Source organism: Blastopirellula marina, assembly GCF_002967715.1.
GTDB lineage: Bacteria > Planctomycetota > Planctomycetia > Pirellulales > Pirellulaceae > Bremerella > Bremerella marina_B.
The window spans coordinates 117,810-139,376 of sequence record NZ_PUIA01000051.1; the positions used below are offsets into that span (position 1 = coordinate 117,810).

General features: G+C 54.7%; 21 protein-coding genes. 15 read left to right on the plus strand and 6 right to left on the minus strand.

Annotated features, from left to right (window positions below; genetic code table 11):
• Positions 1-115 precede the first annotated feature (115 nt).
• A complete protein-coding gene (locus C5Y96_RS16675) occupies positions 116-2,734 on the plus strand; it encodes a DUF11 domain-containing protein (RefSeq protein ID WP_158261271.1) in 2,619 nt (872 codons plus the stop codon).
• Between the two features lie 280 nt (positions 2,735-3,014).
• On the opposite strand, the gene lipA is transcribed toward C5Y96_RS16675, so the two are convergent.
• The gene (gene lipA, locus C5Y96_RS16685) at positions 3,015-3,905 is read right to left on the minus strand and encodes a lipoyl synthase (RefSeq protein WP_315850655.1); all 891 of its coding nucleotides are present in this window, start codon (positions 3,903-3,905) and stop codon (positions 3,015-3,017) included.
• A gap of 7 nt (positions 3,906-3,912) precedes the next feature.
• Positions 3,913-4,698, minus strand: a complete 786-nt coding sequence (locus C5Y96_RS16690) for a lipoyl(octanoyl) transferase LipB (protein ID WP_146115698.1) — start codon at positions 4,696-4,698, stop codon at positions 3,913-3,915.
• A gap of 159 nt (positions 4,699-4,857) precedes the next feature.
• Here C5Y96_RS16690 and smpB point away from each other — a divergent pair, with 159 nt between their 5' ends.
• From smpB to C5Y96_RS16740, 10 genes are all read left to right on the plus strand, one after another.
• Entirely contained in the window at positions 4,858-5,349 is a 492-nt protein-coding gene (smpB, locus tag C5Y96_RS16695) for an SsrA-binding protein SmpB (RefSeq protein ID WP_105355626.1), read from the plus strand.
• Between the two features lie 194 nt (positions 5,350-5,543).
• A complete protein-coding gene (locus C5Y96_RS16700) occupies positions 5,544-6,227 on the plus strand; it encodes an ABC transporter ATP-binding protein (protein WP_105355629.1) in 684 nt (227 codons plus the stop codon).
• Positions 6,224-7,657, plus strand: coding sequence for an ABC transporter permease (locus tag C5Y96_RS16705; RefSeq protein WP_105355631.1), 1,434 nt, complete (start codon positions 6,224-6,226; stop codon positions 7,655-7,657). Before C5Y96_RS16700 ends, C5Y96_RS16705 begins: the two co-directional genes overlap by 4 nt.
• Before the next feature lie 107 nt (positions 7,658-7,764).
• Positions 7,765-9,276 carry a hypothetical protein gene (locus C5Y96_RS16710; protein WP_199188723.1) on the plus strand — a complete coding sequence of 504 codons (1,512 nt, stop codon included), beginning with the start codon at positions 7,765-7,767 and terminating at the stop codon, positions 9,274-9,276.
• Between the two features lie 51 nt (positions 9,277-9,327).
• Complete coding sequence (locus C5Y96_RS16715; RefSeq protein WP_105355633.1) at positions 9,328-10,017, plus strand: DUF3299 domain-containing protein; 690 nt, start codon at positions 9,328-9,330, stop codon at positions 10,015-10,017.
• On the plus strand, positions 10,017-10,718 hold the full coding sequence (locus C5Y96_RS16720) for a DUF3299 domain-containing protein (RefSeq protein ID WP_105355635.1): 702 nt from the start codon (positions 10,017-10,019) through the stop codon (positions 10,716-10,718). Before C5Y96_RS16715 ends, C5Y96_RS16720 begins: the two co-directional genes overlap by 1 nt.
• 31 nt (positions 10,719-10,749) lie before the next feature.
• On the plus strand, positions 10,750-12,009 hold the full coding sequence (locus C5Y96_RS16725) for an MFS transporter (RefSeq protein WP_105355638.1): 1,260 nt from the start codon (positions 10,750-10,752) through the stop codon (positions 12,007-12,009).
• A 40-nt stretch (positions 12,010-12,049) separates the two neighbouring features.
• Positions 12,050-13,228: a metabolite traffic protein EboE gene (gene eboE / locus C5Y96_RS16730; RefSeq protein ID WP_105355641.1), complete on the plus strand. Its 1,179-nt coding sequence runs from the start codon at positions 12,050-12,052 to the stop codon at positions 13,226-13,228.
• A gap of 10 nt (positions 13,229-13,238) precedes the next feature.
• Complete coding sequence (locus C5Y96_RS16735; protein ID WP_158261272.1) at positions 13,239-13,925, plus strand: prolyl oligopeptidase family serine peptidase; 687 nt, start codon at positions 13,239-13,241, stop codon at positions 13,923-13,925.
• A gap of 5 nt (positions 13,926-13,930) precedes the next feature.
• Positions 13,931-14,725, plus strand: coding sequence for a DUF4013 domain-containing protein (locus C5Y96_RS16740; protein ID WP_105355644.1), 795 nt, complete (start codon positions 13,931-13,933; stop codon positions 14,723-14,725).
• Positions 14,726-14,737: 12 nt separating this feature from the next.
• Here C5Y96_RS16740 and C5Y96_RS16745 read toward each other — a convergent pair whose 3' ends face one another.
• Positions 14,738-15,352 (minus strand): hypothetical protein, encoded by a 615-nt coding sequence (locus tag C5Y96_RS16745; RefSeq protein WP_105355645.1) that lies wholly within the window; start codon positions 15,350-15,352, stop codon positions 14,738-14,740.
• Between the two features lie 181 nt (positions 15,353-15,533).
• Between C5Y96_RS16745 and C5Y96_RS16750 the strand changes: the two genes are divergently transcribed.
• The 3 genes from C5Y96_RS16750 (at position 15,534) to C5Y96_RS16760 (ending at position 18,343) form a co-directional block, all read left to right on the plus strand.
• The gene (locus tag C5Y96_RS16750; protein WP_105355646.1) at positions 15,534-16,823 is read left to right on the plus strand and encodes an amidohydrolase; all 1,290 of its coding nucleotides are present in this window, start codon (positions 15,534-15,536) and stop codon (positions 16,821-16,823) included.
• Between the two features lie 400 nt (positions 16,824-17,223).
• Positions 17,224-17,532 carry a hypothetical protein gene (locus C5Y96_RS16755; protein ID WP_105355647.1) on the plus strand — a complete coding sequence of 103 codons (309 nt, stop codon included), beginning with the start codon at positions 17,224-17,226 and terminating at the stop codon, positions 17,530-17,532.
• 229 nt (positions 17,533-17,761) lie between these two features.
• Positions 17,762-18,343, plus strand: a complete 582-nt coding sequence (locus tag C5Y96_RS16760) for an RNA polymerase sigma factor (protein WP_233198998.1) — start codon at positions 17,762-17,764, stop codon at positions 18,341-18,343.
• 100 nt (positions 18,344-18,443) lie between these two features.
• On the opposite strand, the gene C5Y96_RS16765 is transcribed toward C5Y96_RS16760, so the two are convergent.
• The 3 genes from C5Y96_RS16765 to C5Y96_RS16775 are packed head-to-tail and all read right to left on the minus strand — an operon-like array spanning position 18,444 to position 20,200.
• Positions 18,444-18,965 (minus strand): hypothetical protein, encoded by a 522-nt coding sequence (locus tag C5Y96_RS16765; protein ID WP_105355652.1) that lies wholly within the window; start codon positions 18,963-18,965, stop codon positions 18,444-18,446.
• Positions 18,958-19,497: a hypothetical protein gene (locus tag C5Y96_RS16770; RefSeq protein WP_105355654.1), complete on the minus strand. Its 540-nt coding sequence runs from the start codon at positions 19,495-19,497 to the stop codon at positions 18,958-18,960. The genes C5Y96_RS16765 and C5Y96_RS16770 overlap by 8 nt, the downstream gene beginning before the upstream one ends.
• A 4-nt stretch (positions 19,498-19,501) precedes the next feature.
• The gene (locus tag C5Y96_RS16775; RefSeq protein WP_146115699.1) at positions 19,502-20,200 is read right to left on the minus strand and encodes a hypothetical protein; all 699 of its coding nucleotides are present in this window, start codon (positions 20,198-20,200) and stop codon (positions 19,502-19,504) included.
• 385 nt (positions 20,201-20,585) lie between these two features.
• Between C5Y96_RS16775 and C5Y96_RS16780 the strand changes: the two genes are divergently transcribed.
• A complete protein-coding gene (locus C5Y96_RS16780; protein WP_105355658.1) occupies positions 20,586-21,365 on the plus strand; it encodes an inositol monophosphatase family protein in 780 nt (259 codons plus the stop codon).
• Positions 21,366-21,567 lie beyond the last annotated feature (202 nt).

Sequence of the window (21,567 nt, forward strand, 5' to 3'; positions counted from 1 at the left end):
GCGTCGGCAAAAGTAGTGTTTGACTTGAACTGATCTTTTACCCAATTAGCAATTTTGCTAGTAATTCTGGGCCGACACTATTTTCTTGAGAATGGATGCCAGAAAGAAGTCTCGCATGTTAGGCAAGGATGCCATGAAGAACATTTACTTACGCTTGGCCGTGATTGGTGGAGTGGTTGCGCTTGGGGCCACCGCAATCGGACAATCGATGTTGGCATCTCGGGATCCCGAGCCCGAGCCGATCGAGATTTCCCAAATCCCACCAGGCACAACGCCGCAGCAGCTTGCGGCATCATTTCCTGACTCGCAGGTAGTGCTCGCGTCGAACGACACACCCGCCGAAACAAGCTCCGATCAGCCAACACCGGCTAAGCCTCCGGTTGCCACCGGGACGCCCACGCCAGCGGCACGGTTCAGCATTTCGGATTCCGAAGAACCAGCTCAGCCCACGCCTGCTGCATCCAATCCCGCCGCTACCGGGGAAGGAAGTGCGCCACCAAGTCGATTCAGTCGATTCCTGGGCAACTCCTCCGCAAATCCAGCCGCAACGGAACCTGCAGCATCCGAACTGTCCACAACGGCAACCTCCGCTGCTGGCAGTCGATTCAGCATCGGCGATACGCCAACTCCAGCCGCCGCGAATCCTGCCGCCGAAGCCACAAACCCAGCCGCTGCTCCAACTCCCATGCCGCCTGGCCCACAAAGCTTTGCCACCGATGCCGCTGGTCCTACGCCAGCCAGTCCAACAGGCATGTCACCGCCACCGGTTCGATTTCAATCCGGTTTACCGGGTGCTGCCGAAAGCGTAGCAGAGCAAGTCAAAGACACGGCCAACACCATTGCATCCGAAGTTAATGTAGCCACCGAAGACGCGTCTTCGGCAGTTCGTGGCGTAGTCGAAAATGCCAATAATCGCTTTTCCTCGATGGTGAATTCGGCGACACAGTCGATTTCCGACCAGGCGGGTGCCATGACCGATGCCGTGAACGAGCAACTGCCGCAAACGGCTCCGATGCAGCCTCGCTTTAGCTCGAATGTTGGTGGAAGCCCAAGTCCTGCTGCAGCGGAATCGGCAACACCAACGCCTCCTAACCCAACTCGATTTTCCGCAACAAACACTGCGACGAACACACCTCAGCCAAGTGTGATGGGCTCGGCGACTCCCCCTGCATATGGGCAAACCCGTGGCTTCTCGGCTTCCCCTTCTCCGGCACCTACCGAGATGGCGGAACAACCACTGCCTGCGTATCAGGAAACATCGCAACCACAGCCGACACGATTTTCGCAACCACCGCAAATCGCATCGCTTCCTTCCGCAGCGGAAGGTGCCATGGTTTCGGCCCGACCTGGCGACATTCATCTTGAGGGGGATCAGCAGCCAAGTATTCGCCTTGAGAAGGTGGCTCCGCCGGAAGTTCAAGTAGGCAAGGTCACCACGTTTGAAGTTCACGTAGAAAACAACGGACAGGTCGACGCATCGAACGTTATCGTACGCGACATGGTCCCGGCCGGTACCAAGCTTGTTTCCACCAGTCCTCAAGCACAACAAGGAGCCGATGGCAGCCTGGTCTGGGATCTGGGTACCTTGCGGCCACAGGAACGCAAGACGCTGAAGCTAGAGATCCTTCCTTTGGAAGAAGGCAACATTGGCAGCGTGGCAAGCGTCGTTTTCTCGGCCAAGGCCTCTGCCAAGTCGATTGTTACCCGACCTAAACTGGAAATCTCACAGTCGAGTGCCGCCACCGTGCTGGCCGGTAATCAGCTGGGGATCACCATCACGATTACCAATCCTGGCACAGGTGCCGCCACCGGCGTCGTTCTCGAAGAAAACGTCCCTGGCAATTTCGCTCATCCAGCCGGGAATGAACTCGAATTTGAAGTTGGCACGCTCAAACCAGGCGAATCTCGCCAGCTTGATCTGGTGCTCAACGCTGTCTCGGCAGGCCGAGTTCAAAATGTTCTCCGTGCCCGAGGCGATGGTAATCTCACGGCAGAACACGCCGTCGAACTGGAAGTGGTCGCACCGAAGCTTCAGGTCGCCATGACCGGGCCCAAGCTGCGATACCTGGAACGCCCAGCGAAATACACCGTTTCGGTCAGCAATCCCGGTACTGCCCCGGCACACGAAATCGACGTCGTCACCTACCTGCCTAAAGGCTTGAAGTTTGTCGAAGCAAACAACGCCGGTCAGTACGACTCGACGCGACATGCGGTCTTCTGGAACCTGCAAGAGTTGCCACCAGCCCAAACAGGCACCGTCGAGTTGGTTGCTTTGCCGATCGAGGCCGGTGATCAGCGGCTACGCGTCGAAGGCTCGGCCAGCAAGGGGCTGACCGCCGAGGATGAATCGACCGTTCGCGTCGAGGGCCTCGCTGCCATCTTCTTCGAGGTCGCCGACGTTGCTGACCCGATTGAAGTTGGCAAGCAGACCACCTACGAAATCAAGGTCGTCAACCAAGGCTCGAAGGAAGCCATGAACATCCAAGTGGCCGCTGCGTTGCCGCAAGGTTTGCGTGCGATTGCTGCCGATGGCGAAGTGCCGGGCCAGGTGCAAGGCCAGCAAGTAGTCTTCCAGCCCATCGGTCGGATCGATCCAAAACAGACGGTCCGCTTGCAAATCCAAGTCCAAGGGACCATGCCTGGCGATCAACGCATCCGCGTTCAAGTTCGCACCGATGGCATTCCTGATCCGATCACCAAGGAAGAAAGCACGACGGTCTATACCGATCAGTAGATCTGCTTGCCAAACCGAGGTAGTACTGGGAATTACGGATGAATTCAAACGATGAGACTTCATCCGATCTTCCGCAGGTGTGGGTAGACTTCCAGTTCGCTGACCCTCAAGGGCGGGTCTCTTTAAACACAGAGGGCTCCCGCCGAGACTTGAAGGAACTGGGCTTAGAATTACACGAGGGACTTCGCCTGCGAGTCTACTGCGATGAGCTATCCACAGTCGGTACCGTCTGTTGGGATCCCGACTGGGAATGGCTTGTCCAAATCGATTGGTCTGACCTTTAGAAGCTCTCGGCCATGTCGCGAGCGTGGTAGCTACTTCGCACGAATGGACCGCTGGCAACTTTGAGGAAGCCCATACTCTTTGCCTGCTGCCCGAGTTCGTCGAACTCTTCCGGACGAAGGTAGCGAACCACCGGCAGATATCGCTTCTGGTCAGGCTGCAAATATTGACCGAGCGTCAGGAAATCGACTTCAGCGTCTCGCAGATCTGCCAAAGTGTCCAGTAGCTCCTCGCGGGTTTCTCCCAGACCAAGCATCAGACCACTCTTGGTCTTCGTTTCGGGAGCGATCTCTTTTACACGCTTCAAAAGCTCCAAGGTCCACGAATAGACCGACTTCGGACCACGGACGCGGCGATAGAGTCTGGGTACGGTCTCGGTGTTGTGGTTGAACACTTCCGGCTTGGCAGCCAGAACACGCTCGAGCGCTTCTTTGGAGTCGATAAAGTCCGGTGTGAGCACTTCGATCGTGGCCCCCGTTCTTTCTCGAACCGCTTCGATACAGCGGTAGTAGTGATCGGCACCACCGTCCGGGAGGTCGTCGCGTGTTACAGACGTGATCACGACATGCTTGAGTCCCAAGCGATAGGCGGCTTCGGCCAGACGTTCCGGTTCGTCCGCGGAAAGCTCTTGCGGAGCACCTCGCGAAACCGAGCAGAAACTGCAAGCACGCGTACAAATGGCCCCCAGAATCATGAAAGTCGCGGTCTGCTGCGAATAGCACTCCATGCGATTGGGGCACTTCGCTTCCTCGCAAACCGTTTCCAAGCCCAACTCTTTCATCAAGTTGGTTGTCTTGTGGCCGGGATCCCCCTTGGGGATATTCCGCTTGAGCCAGCGGGGAAGACGTCGCCCTGAATCTGGCGACGGGATATCGGACGAATCGATTATCGGTAGCTCAACTGGCTGCTTCGCGGGTTCGATCACGGGTTTGCTTGACTACTTCAGGAAACAGAGGATGGCTCGAGTGCCAGGTTGCCTGGGCGGCCTCGAACCGTTGCGCCAAATGGTACGCCACACTCCGTGCGACCTCTCCTATTGTAGGGCACGTCTCTGTTTCTTCCAGGAGACTGCTCATAGTGGCAGGATCTCCGGGACAGGCAAGCTCGGCAGGATTCGCCTCGACACCCACCTGACTGTGGGGTCCGCAACTGACATTCAAGAACGCTCCGTGGCTGGTAACCCAGTTCTGGACGGCGACGCCAATCGCTGCCAGCATACCGCTTCGCCCCCAAAGGCCGAAACGTCCAGGGCGTTTATAGCTGGGAACCTCGAACTGCCGAGCCGTGTCCAACAGTCCATTCTGCAGCCGCTGAAGGTATTCGCCGACAGACCACCCGTAGTGTTTGAGCGGTACGATCGGATAAACGGCCAATTGTCCAGGCGAATGAGCGACACAGGCACCACCGCGTCCGATCCAACGCATTTCGAGGTTCCGGCGTCGCATCTCTTGTGTGGTCAAGCGGATATGTCGCCGAGAGCCCGCTCGGCCTATACTTATCAGCGGTGGATGTTCGCAAAGCAGGCAGGTAATGTGACCATCGTCGCGTCCCCCAGTTTCATAAACCAGGCGTTTTTGCAAAGCGATACACTCATCGAAGTCGACGATTCCCATGTGATGGAAGTCGATGACTGTCGGCTGCCGCCGGACTAAATCGGATGACTGAAAGTCGAATATTTCCACGCGCTCGATATACCTGAGAAGTCGTCGTTGCGAGGTCTTCGTTGGAGGGGGGGAGATTAGCAGGAGGCCCGATCTGAGCCTAGGTCGAAGTTCAGAAAAACTCCCTCTACATGCTGGCATCGCTGACACACCTACCGCCCCATCTGGAAAGTATCGGAAGTGGCCAAGAAGTCAAAAGCTACGAAAAAAGAAGAAAACAAGAACGAAAAGAGCATCGGTGAAAACCGCAAGGCTCGGCACGAATACCAGATTCTTGAGCACCTGGAATGCGGCATTCAACTGACCGGTAGCGAAGTGAAGAGCCTGCGGGACGGCAAACTTCAACTGGCTGAATCGTTTGCGCATGTCGTCAACGGTGAAGTCTTCCTGGTTAACTGCGAGATCTCGCCCTACTCGAATTCGAGCGAGTTCCTCAATCACGAGGCTCGGCGCAAACGCAAACTGCTGCTTCACAAACGTGAGATCATCAAATTCGCCCTGAAAAGCGAAGAAAAGGGGCTCACACTGGTTCCCCTGAAGATGTACTTCAAGCAAGGACGGGCCAAGGTTCTGTTGGGCATCGGTCGTGGTCGGCAAATGCACGATAAACGCGAGAAGCTCAAGAAGGATGTCGCCAAACGGGACATCGATCGGGCCATGAAACGGGGCTAACTACCGCAAATTGCATCGAACCGATCGCTAGCACGTTGCGTAAATGGCTTGGTAGCCAACCTCTTAACACAAACATGCGAACAACATGCACACGCAACTCAATTGCATTTAGGGGTTGGCGCAAAACGTCTCTCGTATTTCAATAGATGCTTGCGCAACTTGTTGCTCCCCTGCCTTATGCCCCATAAGTGGCCATGCTTAAGATCTCGAATCTGAAAAAGTCCTTTCGGCTGCCTACCGGCGAGCGAATGCCGATTTTGGACGTTCCCCAATTCAACGTCGCTGCCGCTGAGCAGATGGTGATCGTGGGACGTAGCGGATGTGGTAAATCGACGCTGCTGCACATGATCTCGGGAATCGGGACGCCTGATTCTGGAACCATCGTTATCAATGGGCTCGACATTACACGGCTTTCCGAAGAAGGACGCGACCGCTTCCGAGCGGAGATGATGGGCTACGTCTTCCAGACGTTTAATCTGCTGCAAGGTTTCACGGCTCTGGAGAACGTGATCTTGGGCATGTCCTTCTCGCGTCATAGCGTCGACCGCGATCGAGCACACGATCTACTTCGTCGTGTCGGGCTGGATCACCGCTTGAATGCCTACCCCCGGACGATGAGTGTCGGCGAACAGCAGCGTGTCGCCGTGGCTCGAGCCCTGGCCAACCGCCCCAAGCTTCTGTTGGCTGATGAGCCAACGGCGAACGTCGATCCTGCCAACCAGCAATCGATCGTCGATTTGATTCGCGAAACGTGCCAGGAAGAAGAAATCTCGCTGGTGATGGTCACCCACGCGATGGAAGTGGCGGAACAATTTCAGCGAATTGAACCCCTTGAGAAACTGAACATGGCATCCCAAGCGAATAAGGCACACGCATGAGCATCTGGCAAATCGCTTGGCGAAGCGTCCGACAACGAGCTTTGGCCTCGTCGTTAACTTCCTTCTCGATGGCACTCGGGGTACTGCTGGTAACGGCGGTACTGCTGGTCTATGGCCTTGTATCGAAGTCGTTCACGGACAACTCCGATCTCGGCTACAACATGATCGCCGGAGCCAAAGGGGGCAAACTTCAGCTGGTGCTGAATACCACCTTCTACCTGAGCGAACCGGTCGAAAACGTTCCGTATACCTTCTATCAGCAGTTCCTCACGAAAAAGCAGCAGGAACAAGAGTTGGAGTTGATGAAGCCGGAAAACCGCGGCGAGTTGACCGACGGCACCTACGCGAAGAACACCGAGTTCGCGATTCCGGTCTGCCTGGGGGACTACTACCAGAACTACCGTGTTGTCGGAACGCTACCCAAGTTCTTCGAGGTCTTCAAAGATTACGACAACGACGAGCCCAAATACTCGTTCCGGGAAGGACGAAACTTTGAAACCTGGAATGACGAGAACGGATATTTCGAGGCGGTTGTTGGATCGATAGTGGCGAATCAAACCGGCTTGAAGATCGGTGATAAGATTGCCGCTTCCCATGGCGGTGATCCGAACGACATCCACACCGATTCACCCTTCACCGTAGTCGGTATCCTTGCCCCTTCAGGTACCCCCAACGACCGGGCCGTCTTCATCAACATGGAAGGCTTCTACCTCATGGCCGGGCATGCCAAGGTGGAAGAAACGGAGGAAGTTGGTGCCAATGTAAGCGGGACCACCATTTCGCGCCGGCAGCCGTTGCCGATCAAACAGCGGGAAGTTACCGCGATCCTCATTCGAACTTCAGATCCCTTTTCTCCGATCATCATCAAGAACCGAGTTAACGAAGGGAACGTTGCCCAAATTGTGATGCCGGTGATGGAGATTACAAGCCTGTTCGAGCTGATTGTCAAACCAATTCAAACGTTGTTGCTGGTCATTACCGTTCTGATTTGCTTTGTCTCGGGAATCTCGATCCTGGTTAGCATCTATAACTCGATGAACGACCGCAAACGCGAAATTGCTGTGATGCGGGCCCTTGGGGCCCGTCGCCGGACGGTGATGGGGATCGTTTTGTCCGAGTCGATCATCCTGTCCGTTGGAGGGGGTATTCTGGGCTGGTTAGGCGCTCATTTCCTATTGTTCGGGGCAAGTCCCATGATTGAGGCACAGACAGGCGTCCAGATTGGGCTGTTCGACCTGGCTCCGCTTCCCAGGAAGCTTGAAGTTCTGATACCTTCGGCGATAATAGAGAACGACTGGATAGGGCCCCTATTTAGTTTAGAGTTCGTGATCGTTCCGGCTCTCATTCTGCTGGCAGTATTGGTTGGCTTTTTGCCTGCCTACACAGCGTATCGTACCGACGTTGCAGAAACACTTAGTTCGTCTCCTTAACGGCGAACTTGGCGGGCCGAGTATCCCCAGGAACGATCCCTCCAGGCGTGCGTGGATGACGCATGCCACCCTCGCCATTTTGCCTCGAACCAAAGAGATATGTTCTTATGCTCACGCGGCTCATGATTCTTTGCGGAGCGTTGGCTTCTACCGTCGCTCTGCTGACCAGTGCCCTGGCGTGTCCTTTCTGCGCGGCTGTCTCACAAACGTTCTCGCAAGAGATCGAATCGATGGATGTCGCGGTGATTGCCAAGTTGGTGGAAGCCCCAGCGATAACTGCCGAGGGAGCCGGCGTGGAAGCCACGTTCGAGATCACCCAGGTCCTCAAAGGCAAAGAACACCTTGGCGATACGAAAACCATTAAGTCGCTCTACTACGGGGAAGGACGCCAAGGCCGAGAGTTCCTGATTCTGGGGACTGAGCCTGAGAACATGATGTGGTCGACCCCGACTCTCCTGACCGACCGTGGCATCAAATACATCAACCAGGTGATCAAGCTGCCAGCCACCGGTAACGACCGCTACGTATTCTTCCAGGATTACCTGGAGGACAAAGACGAAATGCTGGCTCGCGATGCTTACGACGAATTCGCGAATGCCCCGTATAGCGCTCTGCACGACTTGAAGCCAAAGATGAAGCACGATCAACTGGTCGAGTGGATCGAGAACCCAGATATCGCCGCCAACCGTCGACGCTTGTACTTCACGATGCTGGGTGTTTGCGGCACCAAGGCAGATCTTCCTTTGCTGGAAAAGATGCTCAACAGCGAAGAGCGAGCCAACAAATCAGGTCTCGACGCCATGATTGGCTGCTATCTGACCTTGGCGGGTGGGGATGGCCTGCCGCTGATCGAGAAGCTGTATCTGGCCAACAAAGAAGCGGAATACGCGGATACCTACGCCGCGATCATGGCACTCCGCTTTCATGGAACCGAAACCGACATCATCGAGAAAGACCGCCTGCTAAAATCGCTGCACCTGATGCTCGATCGACCTTCGCTGGCCGACTTGGTAATCGCTGACTTTGCTCGCTGGGAAGACTGGTCGGTGATGGACAAGCTAGTCAAGCTATTCAAGGAAGCCGACGAGGAAACCAGCTGGGTTCGCGTGCCAGTCATTCGCTACCTGATGGCTTGCCCGAAACCGGAAGCCAAAGAGTACCTGATCGAACTCGAGAAGATCGATCCTGATGCGATGAAGCGTGCCCAAACTTTCTTCCCTTTCCAGTCGCAAGCAGTACCCACGCGAGCCGATGGCGACAAAATGAAGGAAGAGAACCTGCTGGCCATGGCCGACGTAGATGACAATCAACTGCCTCCGGAAGAAGAGGAAACCGAGATCGGCCAGCCAGACAACGCAGCTCCTTCGGGTACGCCCAAGACCGGTGAACAAACCGCGATGGCCAAGTCGCACGTCACGCGCGACGAACTTTCCACAGCTGGCGATCGAGCACTGGCTGCGGCAATTACAGGAACCGCGGGCACGAACATCGAAGAAACCTCGACCGTAGGACTACTGCAGCGTATTTTTTCGACTTCCATCCCTGTGGTTGTGACATTTGTGTTAATGCTTGCAATCTCAGGCATCCTTTGGAACCCAGGCAACAAAACGTCGCTATAAAAGCGGGATACCTTTATCTCGATTTTCCGTGATAGCGAATCTGAACAAGCAATGAGCACCTCCACCGAACCCCAACCGGCATTCACTGGCGACGTTGATCCGGCGATGTACGAACAGTACCGCTCTATTAGCTCGTTGGCGGTTACGTCCCTTCTCATTGGCTTTATCAGCCTGGTCACCATTCTGGCGATCATGCTGGCTCCGATCCCGGTGGCGGGTATCGCGCTGAGCATTTGGGCGATCATCACCGTTCGCAAAAATACTGCGACACAAACCGGCTTGCCACTGGCATACGCTGGCCTTGTTCTTTCCACGTTTGCGTTGGTGGCCGGCACTAGTCGTTACGTTTACGAAGAGTACATCAACCTGCCGGAAGGGTACGAAGTCATCGCTTTTGGGCTCCTTCAGGAACAACCAGGGCAACCTCTAGGACAGCCAGTGCCAGATTCCGCTTTGGAACTCGACGGCAAGCAGGTGCTGCTTCGCGGATATGTTTACCCGCATGCCCAGAAGTCTGGTCTGACTCGTTTTGTGATGGTTCCCGACTTCGATACGTGCTGCTTCGGTGGACAACCTAAATTGACCGATATGGTGGAAGTTCGCCTTGCTGACCCGCTTTCGGTTGATTTCTCCTTCAATCGACGCAAGATTGGGGGAACGCTACGGGTTCATACCGATTTGAAAAAGATCGAAGACCTGACGGGCGTCTTTTATGAACTGGAAGCTGACTACGTCGATTGATGCATCCCACCCACAAACCGCTCGCCTACCTCTGCTCTTTGACCCTGTGCCTTGTCGTCTTCGGCTGCTGGCCTCCGGAACCACTGCGTCCAGTGAATACGACACACGACACCACATCGCCAAATCAAACCCTCCCCCTGCCCACAGAGGCAATTGGCGTCCGCTCTGAAAAAGAGCCTGCCACTCCCGAAGACACCAATTCTGAAGGCGAATCCGCCCCCCAAGAGAAAACCGACACCGTCGTAACGCAGCCGACATCAACCGATAAGAAGCCGGCAACTGGTACTGAGGCTTCGTCCTCGAAACGACCAGTGCCAAAACCGCAGCCAGGCAAAACACTCGACCTGACGTTCGATGACATCAAATTCGACATCGAGCCAGACGCACCCTTTAAACGTAATATGCTTCCTCAGGCGATCGAGGATCTCAACGGGCAGAAGATCAGCATCGGCGGTTACATGCTTCCCAGCTTCCAGCAAAGGGACATCAAGCAGTTCGTTCTCGTCCGCGACAATATGGAATGCTGCTTTGGCCCTGGGGCCGCACTCTACGACTGTATCCTGATCGAGATGGATGGCCGCGGCGTCGACTTCACCGTTCGTCCTGTGGTAGTTGAAGGGATATTCACCGTCAAAGAATACCAAGACGATAGCGGCAAGCACCTGGCAATCTATCACATGCAAGGTACCGGCGTTCGTTAGCCTGCTTGTCTGAGCCGCGGAGACTCGCGACGTGAATCCATCTTCCGCGGAAATTGAACGCACATCGCGCGGGGCGAATGAAAACGCGGGTATCTGGGCCCTAGGCAACGGGCTCGTCTCCACTACGCTTGTTTCCTACTTCGCCCAAAGTCTTGGTGCTCAGTCGGCAGCTGTCTCTTGGATAATCGCGGCACCAAAGTTAGTTGGCGTCCTGCGCTGGTTCGCCCCAAACCTTTTGAAGCTAGGTGGTAGCTACCGCGCGACCAGCACCTGGGCGTTCCTGTTGTCGGCCGCTTTCCTGCTGCTTTTGCCCCTCAGCTCGGTGCCCGCGTTTTGGCCGTCACCCAAGGTAGCTGTCTGGGCGATTGTCATTTGCTGGTGTATGTACCACCTGGCCGAATATTGCGGCTACGTGGTCTTCGTTGCCTGGCTGATGCAGAACGTGCCGCCGGCGGTTCGTGGCCGATTCTTCGGTCTCCGTGAAAGATGGTTAACGGCTGGCAACCTGATTGGTTTTCTGTTCGCAGGGCTTCTTGGGGCCGTACTTCGCAATGCGTTTGAAGCGGACCTGCGTTGGATATCCTATCCTCTGCTGGCCATCTACGGAGCGCTGGCGATCGGCCTTTCGGTGCTGCCACTCCGGCAAATCCCTGAACCCCAAGTGTCCGCTCCCAACAAGCACTCTCTTGCCGACGACTGGATGCATTGGAGTGGTACGCGTGCTCGCTGGTTTCTTCTCTATGGAACCTGGTTTTCCGCGGCAAACGGGCTCTTTTCGACATTACTCTACATCTATCCCTATCGCGGGCTCGACTTATCCCTCTTTTTGCCCCTAACCATGGCAGCCTCGATGCGGTTAGGGCAATCTCTGATTAGTCGGCCGGTAGGTATCACCGTCGATCGTTTCGGCTGGCGGTCGGTCATGATTTGCGGCCAGGTGTTGATTGCCTTTGGTCCGGTTCTGTTTAGCTTTGGCACCGTCGGATATATCGCAGGCAACTTGATCTGGGTTGCGTATGCACTGATTAACGTGGCCCTTCCCATTGCCATCGTCGATGGACGTCACGACCGAAGTGCCGCACCACCACTGGCGTTTTATTTTGCCTGGACAGGCCTCGTTTACGGCCTGACGGCCCTCGCTGGCCAGAGTGTGGCAGACTTTTTTGTCGCAGCACAGTACCGCGATGACCCTGCCGCCTACGACACTTACTTTCTGGTGGCAACTTTGGCCCGCCTTTCCGCCATACTGCCGTTGGTGCTCCTCCCCGCTGAACGCAAGAGCCACACTTGATAAACTTGGGGGATCACCTCTCCCTCTCCAAGGAATGATCATGGCCATCCAGTCCTGGACCGGTTACTGCACCAACGTTCATGCCGGGGCAAATCTCGAGCAAACACAACAGAATCTCATCACCCATGCCTCGCGAGTCCAACAGATCCTCGGGCCTCAGCAGCCGCTGGGGGTCGGACTTTGGCTCTCGAATTCAACGGCCCAGTCGCTAGTTGAACCCGGCAAGCTGGACGAATTCGCCCAATTGCTGCGCGACAATCAATGGATACCGTACACGTTCAATGGTTTTCCCTTTGGCGATTTCCACAAGTCGATCGTAAAGCACGACGTCTACCTGCCAACCTGGTGGCAGCCAGAACGTTTGGCCTACACCAAGAACCTGGTGACTATCCTCGACCGTCTGCTTTCTGCTGGGGAAGAGGGAAGTATCTCGACGATGCCCATTGCCTGGGGAACGCCAGAGCCCTGCGAGCAGCAGTGGTCGCTTGCCGCCCAGAACATGCTCAGCCTGGTGCAGCACCTTTACGAGTTGGAACAAGCGACCGGCCGGTTGATCTATGTTTGCATCGAACCAGAACCTGGCTGCCTACTCGACACGACCGAGGACGTCATCGAATTCTTTCAGAAGCGACTATTCCCGGCTGGCGACCCAGAGCGTATCCGCCGGTACCTACGCGTCTGTCACGATGTTTGCCACGCGGCGGTCATGTTTGAAGACCAATTGAGCGTGCTCGAGAAGTATGCCCAGGCAGGCATCTTAATCGGTAAGGTGCAGATCTCGTCCGCAATCGAAATCCGTTTCGCCGATCTAACGGAGGACGAACGCCACGCCGTTCTATCGGAAGTCTCGGAATTCGCCGAGGATCGCTACCTGCACCAAACGACCTCGCGCGATGCCGAGGGGACACTGCGTTACTTCGACGATCTCCCTTTTGCACTGCAAGAAGCGTCCCAGAAGGTGCCGGAGAATGAGACGTGGCGAATACACTTCCACATGCCGATTTACCTCGATCAATTCGGCTTGCTGCGAACCACCCAGTCGCACATCCATGACTTTCTTTCCGAGATAAGAAATCACCCAGAAATTCGACACTTCGAGGTCGAAACATATGCCTGGGGCGTGCTCCCCAAGGAACTGCAACACAACGAGCTTGCTGAAGGGATCGCCCAAGAGATCCATTGGCTTCGCCAGCAGCTCACCCACAGCCAACAAGCCTAGGGACTTGCTCATGCAAACCGTTTCCAAGCGTCAAGAGACACACGAGTTCGTCTGGTTCGACAGTCAAGGCAAGAAGCGAGTCTTTCCGTTTCTGTGCTATCAGCCGAGTGCGTTTCAGGCAGAAGCCAAGCTTCCGCTGCTGGTTTTCTTACATGGGGCAGGGGAGCGAGGAACCGATTTGGAATTGGTCAAGAAGCATGGTCCCCCCAAACTAATCGACCAAGGGGAAGACCTACCGTTTGTAACCGTTTCTCCGCAGTGTCCCTTAGACCAGTGGTGGGCGATGCACGAAAACATCAACGGCCTGGTACAGCTCACGCAGTACATACAAAGCGAATATGCCGTCGATACCGACCGGACTTACCTTACCGGGCTGAGCATGGGAGGCTATGGGACCTGGGCGACTGCGGCCGCTTATCCAGGCCTATTCACGGCCATTATCCCCATTTGCGGCGGTGCCGATATGGCGACGGCAGCGAACCTGAAATCGACGCCGGCGTGGGCCTTTCACGGTCGCGATGACGAAATCGTTCCGCTCATTCGAAGCGAAGAAATTGTTAACGCAGTTTCCGAGATTGGTGGTGACTCGCGTCTGACCATTTATGACAATGTGCAGCACGACAGTTGGTCGGAAACCTATGCCAATCAGAAAATTTACGATTGGCTTCTATCGCACAAGATCCGCAACCGGAGTTAAGCCTGATGTCGACTTCTGGAGACAACCCATTCGCTTCACCCGAAGGTACAAGCTACGAGCCTCCTCAAGAGGAAGGGGGCGGAAGTGTTATTCCACGTAGTTCAGTCGACTACATGGAAGCGGTAAGCGATGTCTTCGGTAACCCCAACTGGTTTGTTAATATCCTGCTGGCAGGTGTCGCGTTTCTTCTCTCGGCTGTAATTCCGGTCGTCGGTGCTTTGTTCGCGTGGGGCTATATCGGAGAAATCATCGGGGCGAGGGCATACGGTCGCACGAACAGTTACCCTGATTTCGATCTCAATCGACTTGGCGACTATGTGATGCGCGGCCTTTGGATGTCGCTGGCAGCGTTTGCCGTTTCGATGTGCGTTGTGCCAATCATGATGCTGGCCTGGGGTGTTATGGCCGCATTAATGGCCACCAATAATGACGCGCTCGCCGTCGTTGGTTTCGTAATCTACTTTGTGATGATTATCGCAGGCAACTTGTTTGTGTTTTTTGTCACATGCCCCATAGTCATTCGGGCTGGTATGCTCAACGATCTCGTTTCAGCGTTCGATTTCAAATGGATCATGGACTTTATCAGGAAAATGTGGGTCGAATTATTCCTGGGCGGGATCGTACTCTACTTCGTTGCCATGTTTTTTATGCTGATCGGCTGTTTGGCACTTTGTGTCGGATACATCCCTGCAGCCGGTGCCGTGGCAGTTATGGGTGGGCTTTTTATCACACAGCTCTATCAGGTCTACGTCTACCGCGGCGGCGAGGCTCTGCCGTTCAAAGAAGCGACCAAGCTATAGACGAGATAACACTTAAACCAGGCGGCCGTCTTCTGCGACGACGACCGCTGGTATGGCCTGGGTATCGGTGCAGTTCTCGGCGAACTGGAGAAAAGCGGGACTGGCTCCTCGCAATTGAAATTCCCCTTTCTTGTAAGCCTTCACCGTGAGGGGGCCGTTAGCACGAATGGCAAACGTCACCATCGCGACAAATGAAAACACAACCCCTAAGGCAAGCCAGGAATTCTCTAAGTTAACCATCAGCGCAATCATCCCAATAAAGACCCCCAGCGAAATCAGGCAATAAACAATATTGATTCGCTGCTTGGCATTGCAGTCTCGACAGATGGAATACTCAACGCGGCACTTCCTACGCGTGACAAGATAAACAATCAGGAAGATCAGCATCTGGATCACTAGAAAAAAGATCGCGGGATGCACCCAGTACAAATCCTTCTTACGACGCGTCGAACCATCGTGCTCAGGCAGGACTTCCCCACACTTCACGCACGCATGCGGCAGAATAATCTTGTCGGTCCCCAGAATTCGCTCTCCCTGGATCTCGTACGATCCTGGGACCACCTTTATCGACTCACCAACGGTTGACGGGGAAGCAAACGGATTCGTGGATGTCTGGTCACTTGTCATTGGATTCAAACCCACTTTGCAGGGGGACACTTTGTTGCCTAAGGGTGAGTTTAGTGACTTTCTAAGCGAGAATCGAATCCCAATTCCATTCCCACCGATGAATTTTCAATCGGGATCTGCTATACCAGATGGATTACAGACTCAAAAACTCTGATACCCTTTCCCATAGTGCACCCCCACCATGTCGATCGAACTCCGAAATCGCCTCTTCCAGCAACTCGACCAACTTGTTCTGATTGACCCACATACGCATATTAACTCGCTCGATCCCTCGTCGCACACGCTGGCAGACATTCTCGGATATCACTACTACACCGAGTTGGCCCACTCGGCTGGCGTGCCCAAAGAAAAGATCGAAGAGGAGGGGATCTCCCCCAAGGAGAAGGTTGGCCGTTTGATCGAAAACCTCGGCCCAATTACCAATACTATTCAATACAGCTGGTTCATCGAAATGGCCCAGAAGCTGCTGGATTTCGACGGCGATACGATCGACACCAGCAACTGGGAAGCCTTCTACGACGCTGCGGAAGAAAAGATGTCGGCCGATAGCTGGACCGATACCGTCTTCAGCAAGAGCCGCCTGGAAGGAGTCTTCCTGACCAACGACTTCGATGATCCGCTTGAAGGTTTCGATACCGCCAAATACATCCCTTGCCTGCGAACGGATGACTTGGTTTTCCATCTCACCAATCCTCGCACCAAGGTGCGGCTCTACGAAGCGACCGGTGTCGACATCAGCGACGTAGTGTCGGCCCGCCAGGCGATTGGCAAACTGTTTGATCACTTTGTCCGAAACAACGCCAAGGCCTGTGCGATCTCACTTCCGCCAACTTTCGCGCCGGTCAAGGTTTCGGATGCTCGGGCCAACACGGCGCTGGCAAACGTTCTTTCCAGTGGCACCAGTGCCGATGAAGACGATCAACGTGCCGTCAGCAACTTCATCTTCTGGACGCTGGCCGAGAACTGCCAAGAACGCAAACTGCCGTTCGATCTGATGATTGGCGTCAATCGCAAGGTCTTCCCCGAAGGCGTCTTCCAAGGCCAGGACCTATACGACAGCCGCGTTTCGTTGATTCAGTACAAAGACCTGCTCAACGCGTTTCCTGACGTGACCTTCCCGATCTCGGTCCTCGCGAGCGTGACGAACCAGGAACTGGTCAGCTATTCTTGGATCTTTCCGAACGTCGTGGCCAATGGTCACTGGTGGTATAGCAACACACCGACCTACATTCAGCAGGACTGTGCTGCCCGCCTGGAAGCAATTCCCCGCACGAAGCAGATCGGCTACTACAGCGACATGTACAAAATGGAATTCGCCCTGCCGAAGTTCGCCATGTACAAGCGAATCCTGGCGAAAGTCCTGGCCGAGAACTTTGTCGTCGACCGCGGCTGGTCGGAAGAATCGGCCGTTGAGCTGGGTACCCAGCTCCTGCGAGGCAACGTCGAGACGATTTTTAACGTCGGAAACTAGCCTGCGACCAAGTCGAACTCAAATGAAGCTCACGATGATAGCATCGTGAGCTTTTTCATGGGTTCGTGGGGAAAGACAAAAACTTTCCCTAGAACTGCCCATTAAACGCAACCCACTACCAGTAATACACTTACGAAAATCCACATGTTTATTTCTTAGTAGGTTCGGGCAGATTCTGGACATTTTCTCTCCCTACCTGCGAACCTTTTTTGACCATTAGGCATCTACCCGGTATCCCCGCTGACGGCATTTTCGTCGCACGCTGGGAGAATCTTTGTTGTTGCCGAGTCCATTTCGGCGATTTAAGATTCAAGATCCTTGTACTTGGAAAGTGCCGGGATTTAAAAACTTCCACTTCATAGTTCTCTCACTGCGCGTAGACGCGTAGGAGGATGAAACAATGCGTTCCAACATCATCAACATTCGCGCCAATTTTGCCGCCGTCGTCGCCCGCGTTTTCGTGGTCGCCGTTGATGTTATTCGCAATGCATCCGCCACCTGTCTGCGCCTCTATGGCCATACATGGCAACAGTACGGACCAAAAACGTGGGGCAAGCAAAGCCCCCCGAAACCGTCCGAACACGATTTGCCGTGTGATGCACTGCGATGTCTTGGCGGCGGCAGCCTACTACTAGGCAGTACCGCGTCAATGTCGCTCTCGATGCGATTCCGAAACGAGGGATCGCTGGGCCTGATACCCAGAAGCTAACGGACCAGAAAACCCAAGCAATGTCGCAAGGGTTGGTCCCGCACAATTCGCGAAGCTTCTGAGACGCTAGGCCCCGAGAGCTCGAGTTGTCCTGCTGTGATGCGCTGTATGCCATCCGTTTTCAGGCCATCTCGTCGCCGGGTTCCTTTGTGCCGTGTGCATAGCCGTCGTTTGCCGCCGCATGCACTGATTTCGCCAGAACTGCCCTGAATATATACGTCTGGAAACTATGATGAACGGAAACTTGTACAACGATGAACGGGATCGGATCGTCGATTTGGTCCTTGAAGCTCAGAACGGTGATCGGGATGCATTCGGTCAGCTGGTGGAAATCTTCCAGCCGGTCGTCTTCGCCATCGCTTTGAAGCGTTTGCGTCACTACTGGGAAGCCCAGGAACTGGCTCAGGACGTGTTCATCCAGGCGATGCAGAAGTTGGACCAACTGCGTGAACCGGCTGCCTTCCCAGGCTGGTTGCGTTCGATCGCAGCCCGGATGGCTATCAACCGGGCAGTTCGTCGGCCGCACGATTTCGCTACCGAACCGGAAGCTTTGGCTTCGGTCTGCGTAGAGAACGAAACGCCGCTGCACGCGATTTTGGAAGTCGAACGTCGGGATAACCTGGCAGTCGGCATCAGCCGCCTCGGCGCGATGGACCGGGATACGCTCCAGGCCTTCTACGTCGAAGGACAGTCGCTGCGTGAAATGAGCGATGAATTCGAAGCTCCGATCGGAACGATCAAGCGTCGTTTGCACGTCGCCCGTAAGCGGCTGGCAAAGGAGATGGAAGAATTGGAAGCGGTCGCCGTTTAGGCGACCAACACCAAACTTCTGTCACCCAGTAAGATTGAGTTGACCGCGCCCTTGGGTTCACCCTCCGAGCCCAAGGGCGACTTTTTTGCGCGGCGTTCACTTACGCGTTCCCATTGCTAGGGCAATAGCTCGCTAAGATCTCGTTCAGTTGCTGGTAATCGCCAGGAGTAAACCATTTGCAATAGAACTCGTAGGTTTCGTTGTCCTTTGTGCGCAGTCGAAGCGTGGCCGGCGAATTGATTAGTTGAGAGAGCCCGCTGAATTGAAAGGAAACGATCTCTCTCAGGTCGATCTCATCGTAGTGCTTGTATCTTTCGCGTCGGAATCTGCCGCAAAGCTGATGATCAACAAGCTGCAATCGGCCGTTGTGCCAGGTATCGATGGCCCCTTTTAGGACAAGAACACCGATGACCAGAAATGCCATCACGACATACCAGAAAGTGGGTGGAACTTTCGGTCCGGCCAAGTAGGCCACCAGACCGAGCCAGCATCCTACTAACACCGAAAAAACGCCGGCGATGGCGAGTGTGATAGGCAAACTAAAACGCTGAGGAAAGGTCGTTTGTGCGTTATGGCTTTTCTCAGTGGGTGACGCAAACGGGTTGGCCTGATCTTCACTCATCCGTTTTCGCCATATCGTCTGAATAGAACTTGAGCGTTTCCTTCAGCGGATGCCACTTGCGCGATCCCATCAAGCTCAAGTCCGCCACAAACTCTTTTCCGTTGATGGTCGTGACCACCATGCGATTCCGCGGAGCAAAGGTCACTTTCGCGACTTCATCCCAGGCAAAGTACAGGCCGGTCCACTTGTCCCCGTCTTCAAACTTCGCGCGGATCCCCTCATCGTTAAGCTGAAGCGGGAAACGCTGCCAGGCATGTCGGGCACGGACAGTGTGATTGACGACCGTTGCCACGCAGCTAAACGTCATGAACGCCAACACGCCGTGACCGATCAAAACATCGCTGTTGAAGAAACCGGCCTGAACAATGAGATTGATCCACATGGCCGCGAACACAAGAACCAGACCACCAGCAAAGACTGCCTGGTACTGTTCCCTCGAGACGACTTCTCGGTCCCACACATGAAATTCACGAAACTCCTTCGCCGACACGGCGGCAGGAGATGCAAACGGGTTGGTGGGAACCTCGTTCACGGCATCACGTCGTTAGTGGGATTTCCGAATCGCAGAATGCCTGGTACTTGGCAGCCAACTGCTCCATGGCGTCTTTCCCTTCTGCCCGGACGAGTTGAATCCGCGATCGGCGAATGACTCCCTTCTCCAGGTGAAGCGAGAAGAGCGGAATCGTGACTTCGATCGTTTCTTCATTGAGCCGTTCGGCCTGAATGGAATCACAATCGCCTGGGTAGGCGAATACGGCGTACTGAACCGCATCGAGACAACCAACGGCAACAACCATCGGATCACGCAGTTGGGCGAGGTTGTCATCCCCCAAGCCCGGTGGATTCCATTGACCATCGGCGTTCATCGTGATCACCGAGTTGGCGTCGTCAAAGCGAAACTTAAGCGCCATCTGAGCATCTGAATCGAGCGTGGAAGTCTGCCGAGACAGAATCAATTCGACACCGTCGAGCCCTGGCAGAATCCTCGAGTAGATCTCAGTGGAAAGCTTGTCCTGGTCGGATGTGTATCGCTCGACGAGATCGTTTCCACGTACGTAGAACTCTTCGCGGTTGCCGATCCCCTCGAGATTCCACTCGGCGGCCTGCCAGTTTTTAGGCTGCGAGACGAACTTGGCGTTCATCTTGTTAGGAAATGCGGCGACGGAAAGCTGAAAGTTTTCCGTCTTGCAGCGGTGAATGACGTCGTAGTCGGAGATCCAAATCGAGTTGCTCATGGGCTCGATTTTGTTCGATGCCGGCGACAGCCGAAAGCCCACCGGCAAGAAATAAAAAACCCCGTCGCTCACAAAAGCAAGTCGACGGGGCCGGAACAGAGAAGAGGCCGAAATTTTGCCTTGCGAAATTCACCCTCGCAAAGCGGGTATGGGCGGTATTTAACCGCTGTCCCGGGAATGATGTAGTCGATGATACCAAAAATCGGGAAGGTGTCCACAATAATTTGCAAAGATTCTTGCGAAACCTGTAAGTGGTCTTCTTATTGCGTATTTTACGCGAACTCCCCCTGGCAAAGGCAAGTACCCATGTTCGAGAATACGTTCTAAAACGCATCCCACACCTCCGATTTTAAAACAACGCACCCAGCCCCTGAAAAGGAACGCAATGTCTTCCTATTTAACGAGTTGCGAAAAGGCGGCCCGAGCTGCTGGGGACGTACTAAAGCAGTGGCGCGGCAAGTTCAATGTTCGGGAAAAAGGCAAGGCCGACCTGGTCACCGATGCCGACGACGCAGCCCAAAAGGTGATTGAAGAAATCCTTACGGCCGATTTCCCTGAATTCGAATTTCTAGGAGAAGAGGGGCCGTCTGGCGTGTCACGCAAGACAGGTAGCCCATTCTGCTGGGTCGTCGACCCACTGGATGGCACCATGAACTACGTCCATGGGCTACCCAATTACGCCGTTTCGATTGGCCTCACCGAAGCCGGAAAGGTAATCGCAGGCGTGATTTACGACCCGGTGTTCGATCGCTGTTTCAAGGCCGAGAAAGGGCAGGGGGCCTACCTGAATGACGAGAAAATCGAGGTAAGCGGGGCGCAATCTCTCGACGAAGCCCTGATCGCATTCAGCTTTCCGACAACCGTCAGTCGTGATTCCCAGGTCATCGAAGATTTCATCAATGTTCTGGTAAAAACGCAGGGAATTCGCCGGCTGGGCTCGGCAGCTCTCAATTTGGCCTATGTCGCGGCGGGTCATATGGACGCCTACTGGGCAGCATTCAACAAGCCTTGGGATGTCGCGGCCGGTGCGATCTTGGTCGAAGAAGCCGGGGGCATTGTACAGGGGTTTGGCAATCAACCATTCGATATCAACAAACCCAAAATCGTTGCGACCGCTACCCCCCAATTACAGGCAGAACTTCAAGCCCAAATTGCGAGTTCGTAGAGTTTAGGGGGTTAGCCACCCATAGGGCGGCTCTCCTGATAGGTGCGGGTGGTATAATTGGTGCGACTGGATTTTTTTTCGCAGTTTTCGCAAGCCATTGGCGTTAACCTTTCAGGAAGTACGGTCATGGCTAAATAGACTTAGATTACTACGTCAGGCAGTGGGAATCGTGAAACAGCGGTCACTACAAGCGATCTCCCCA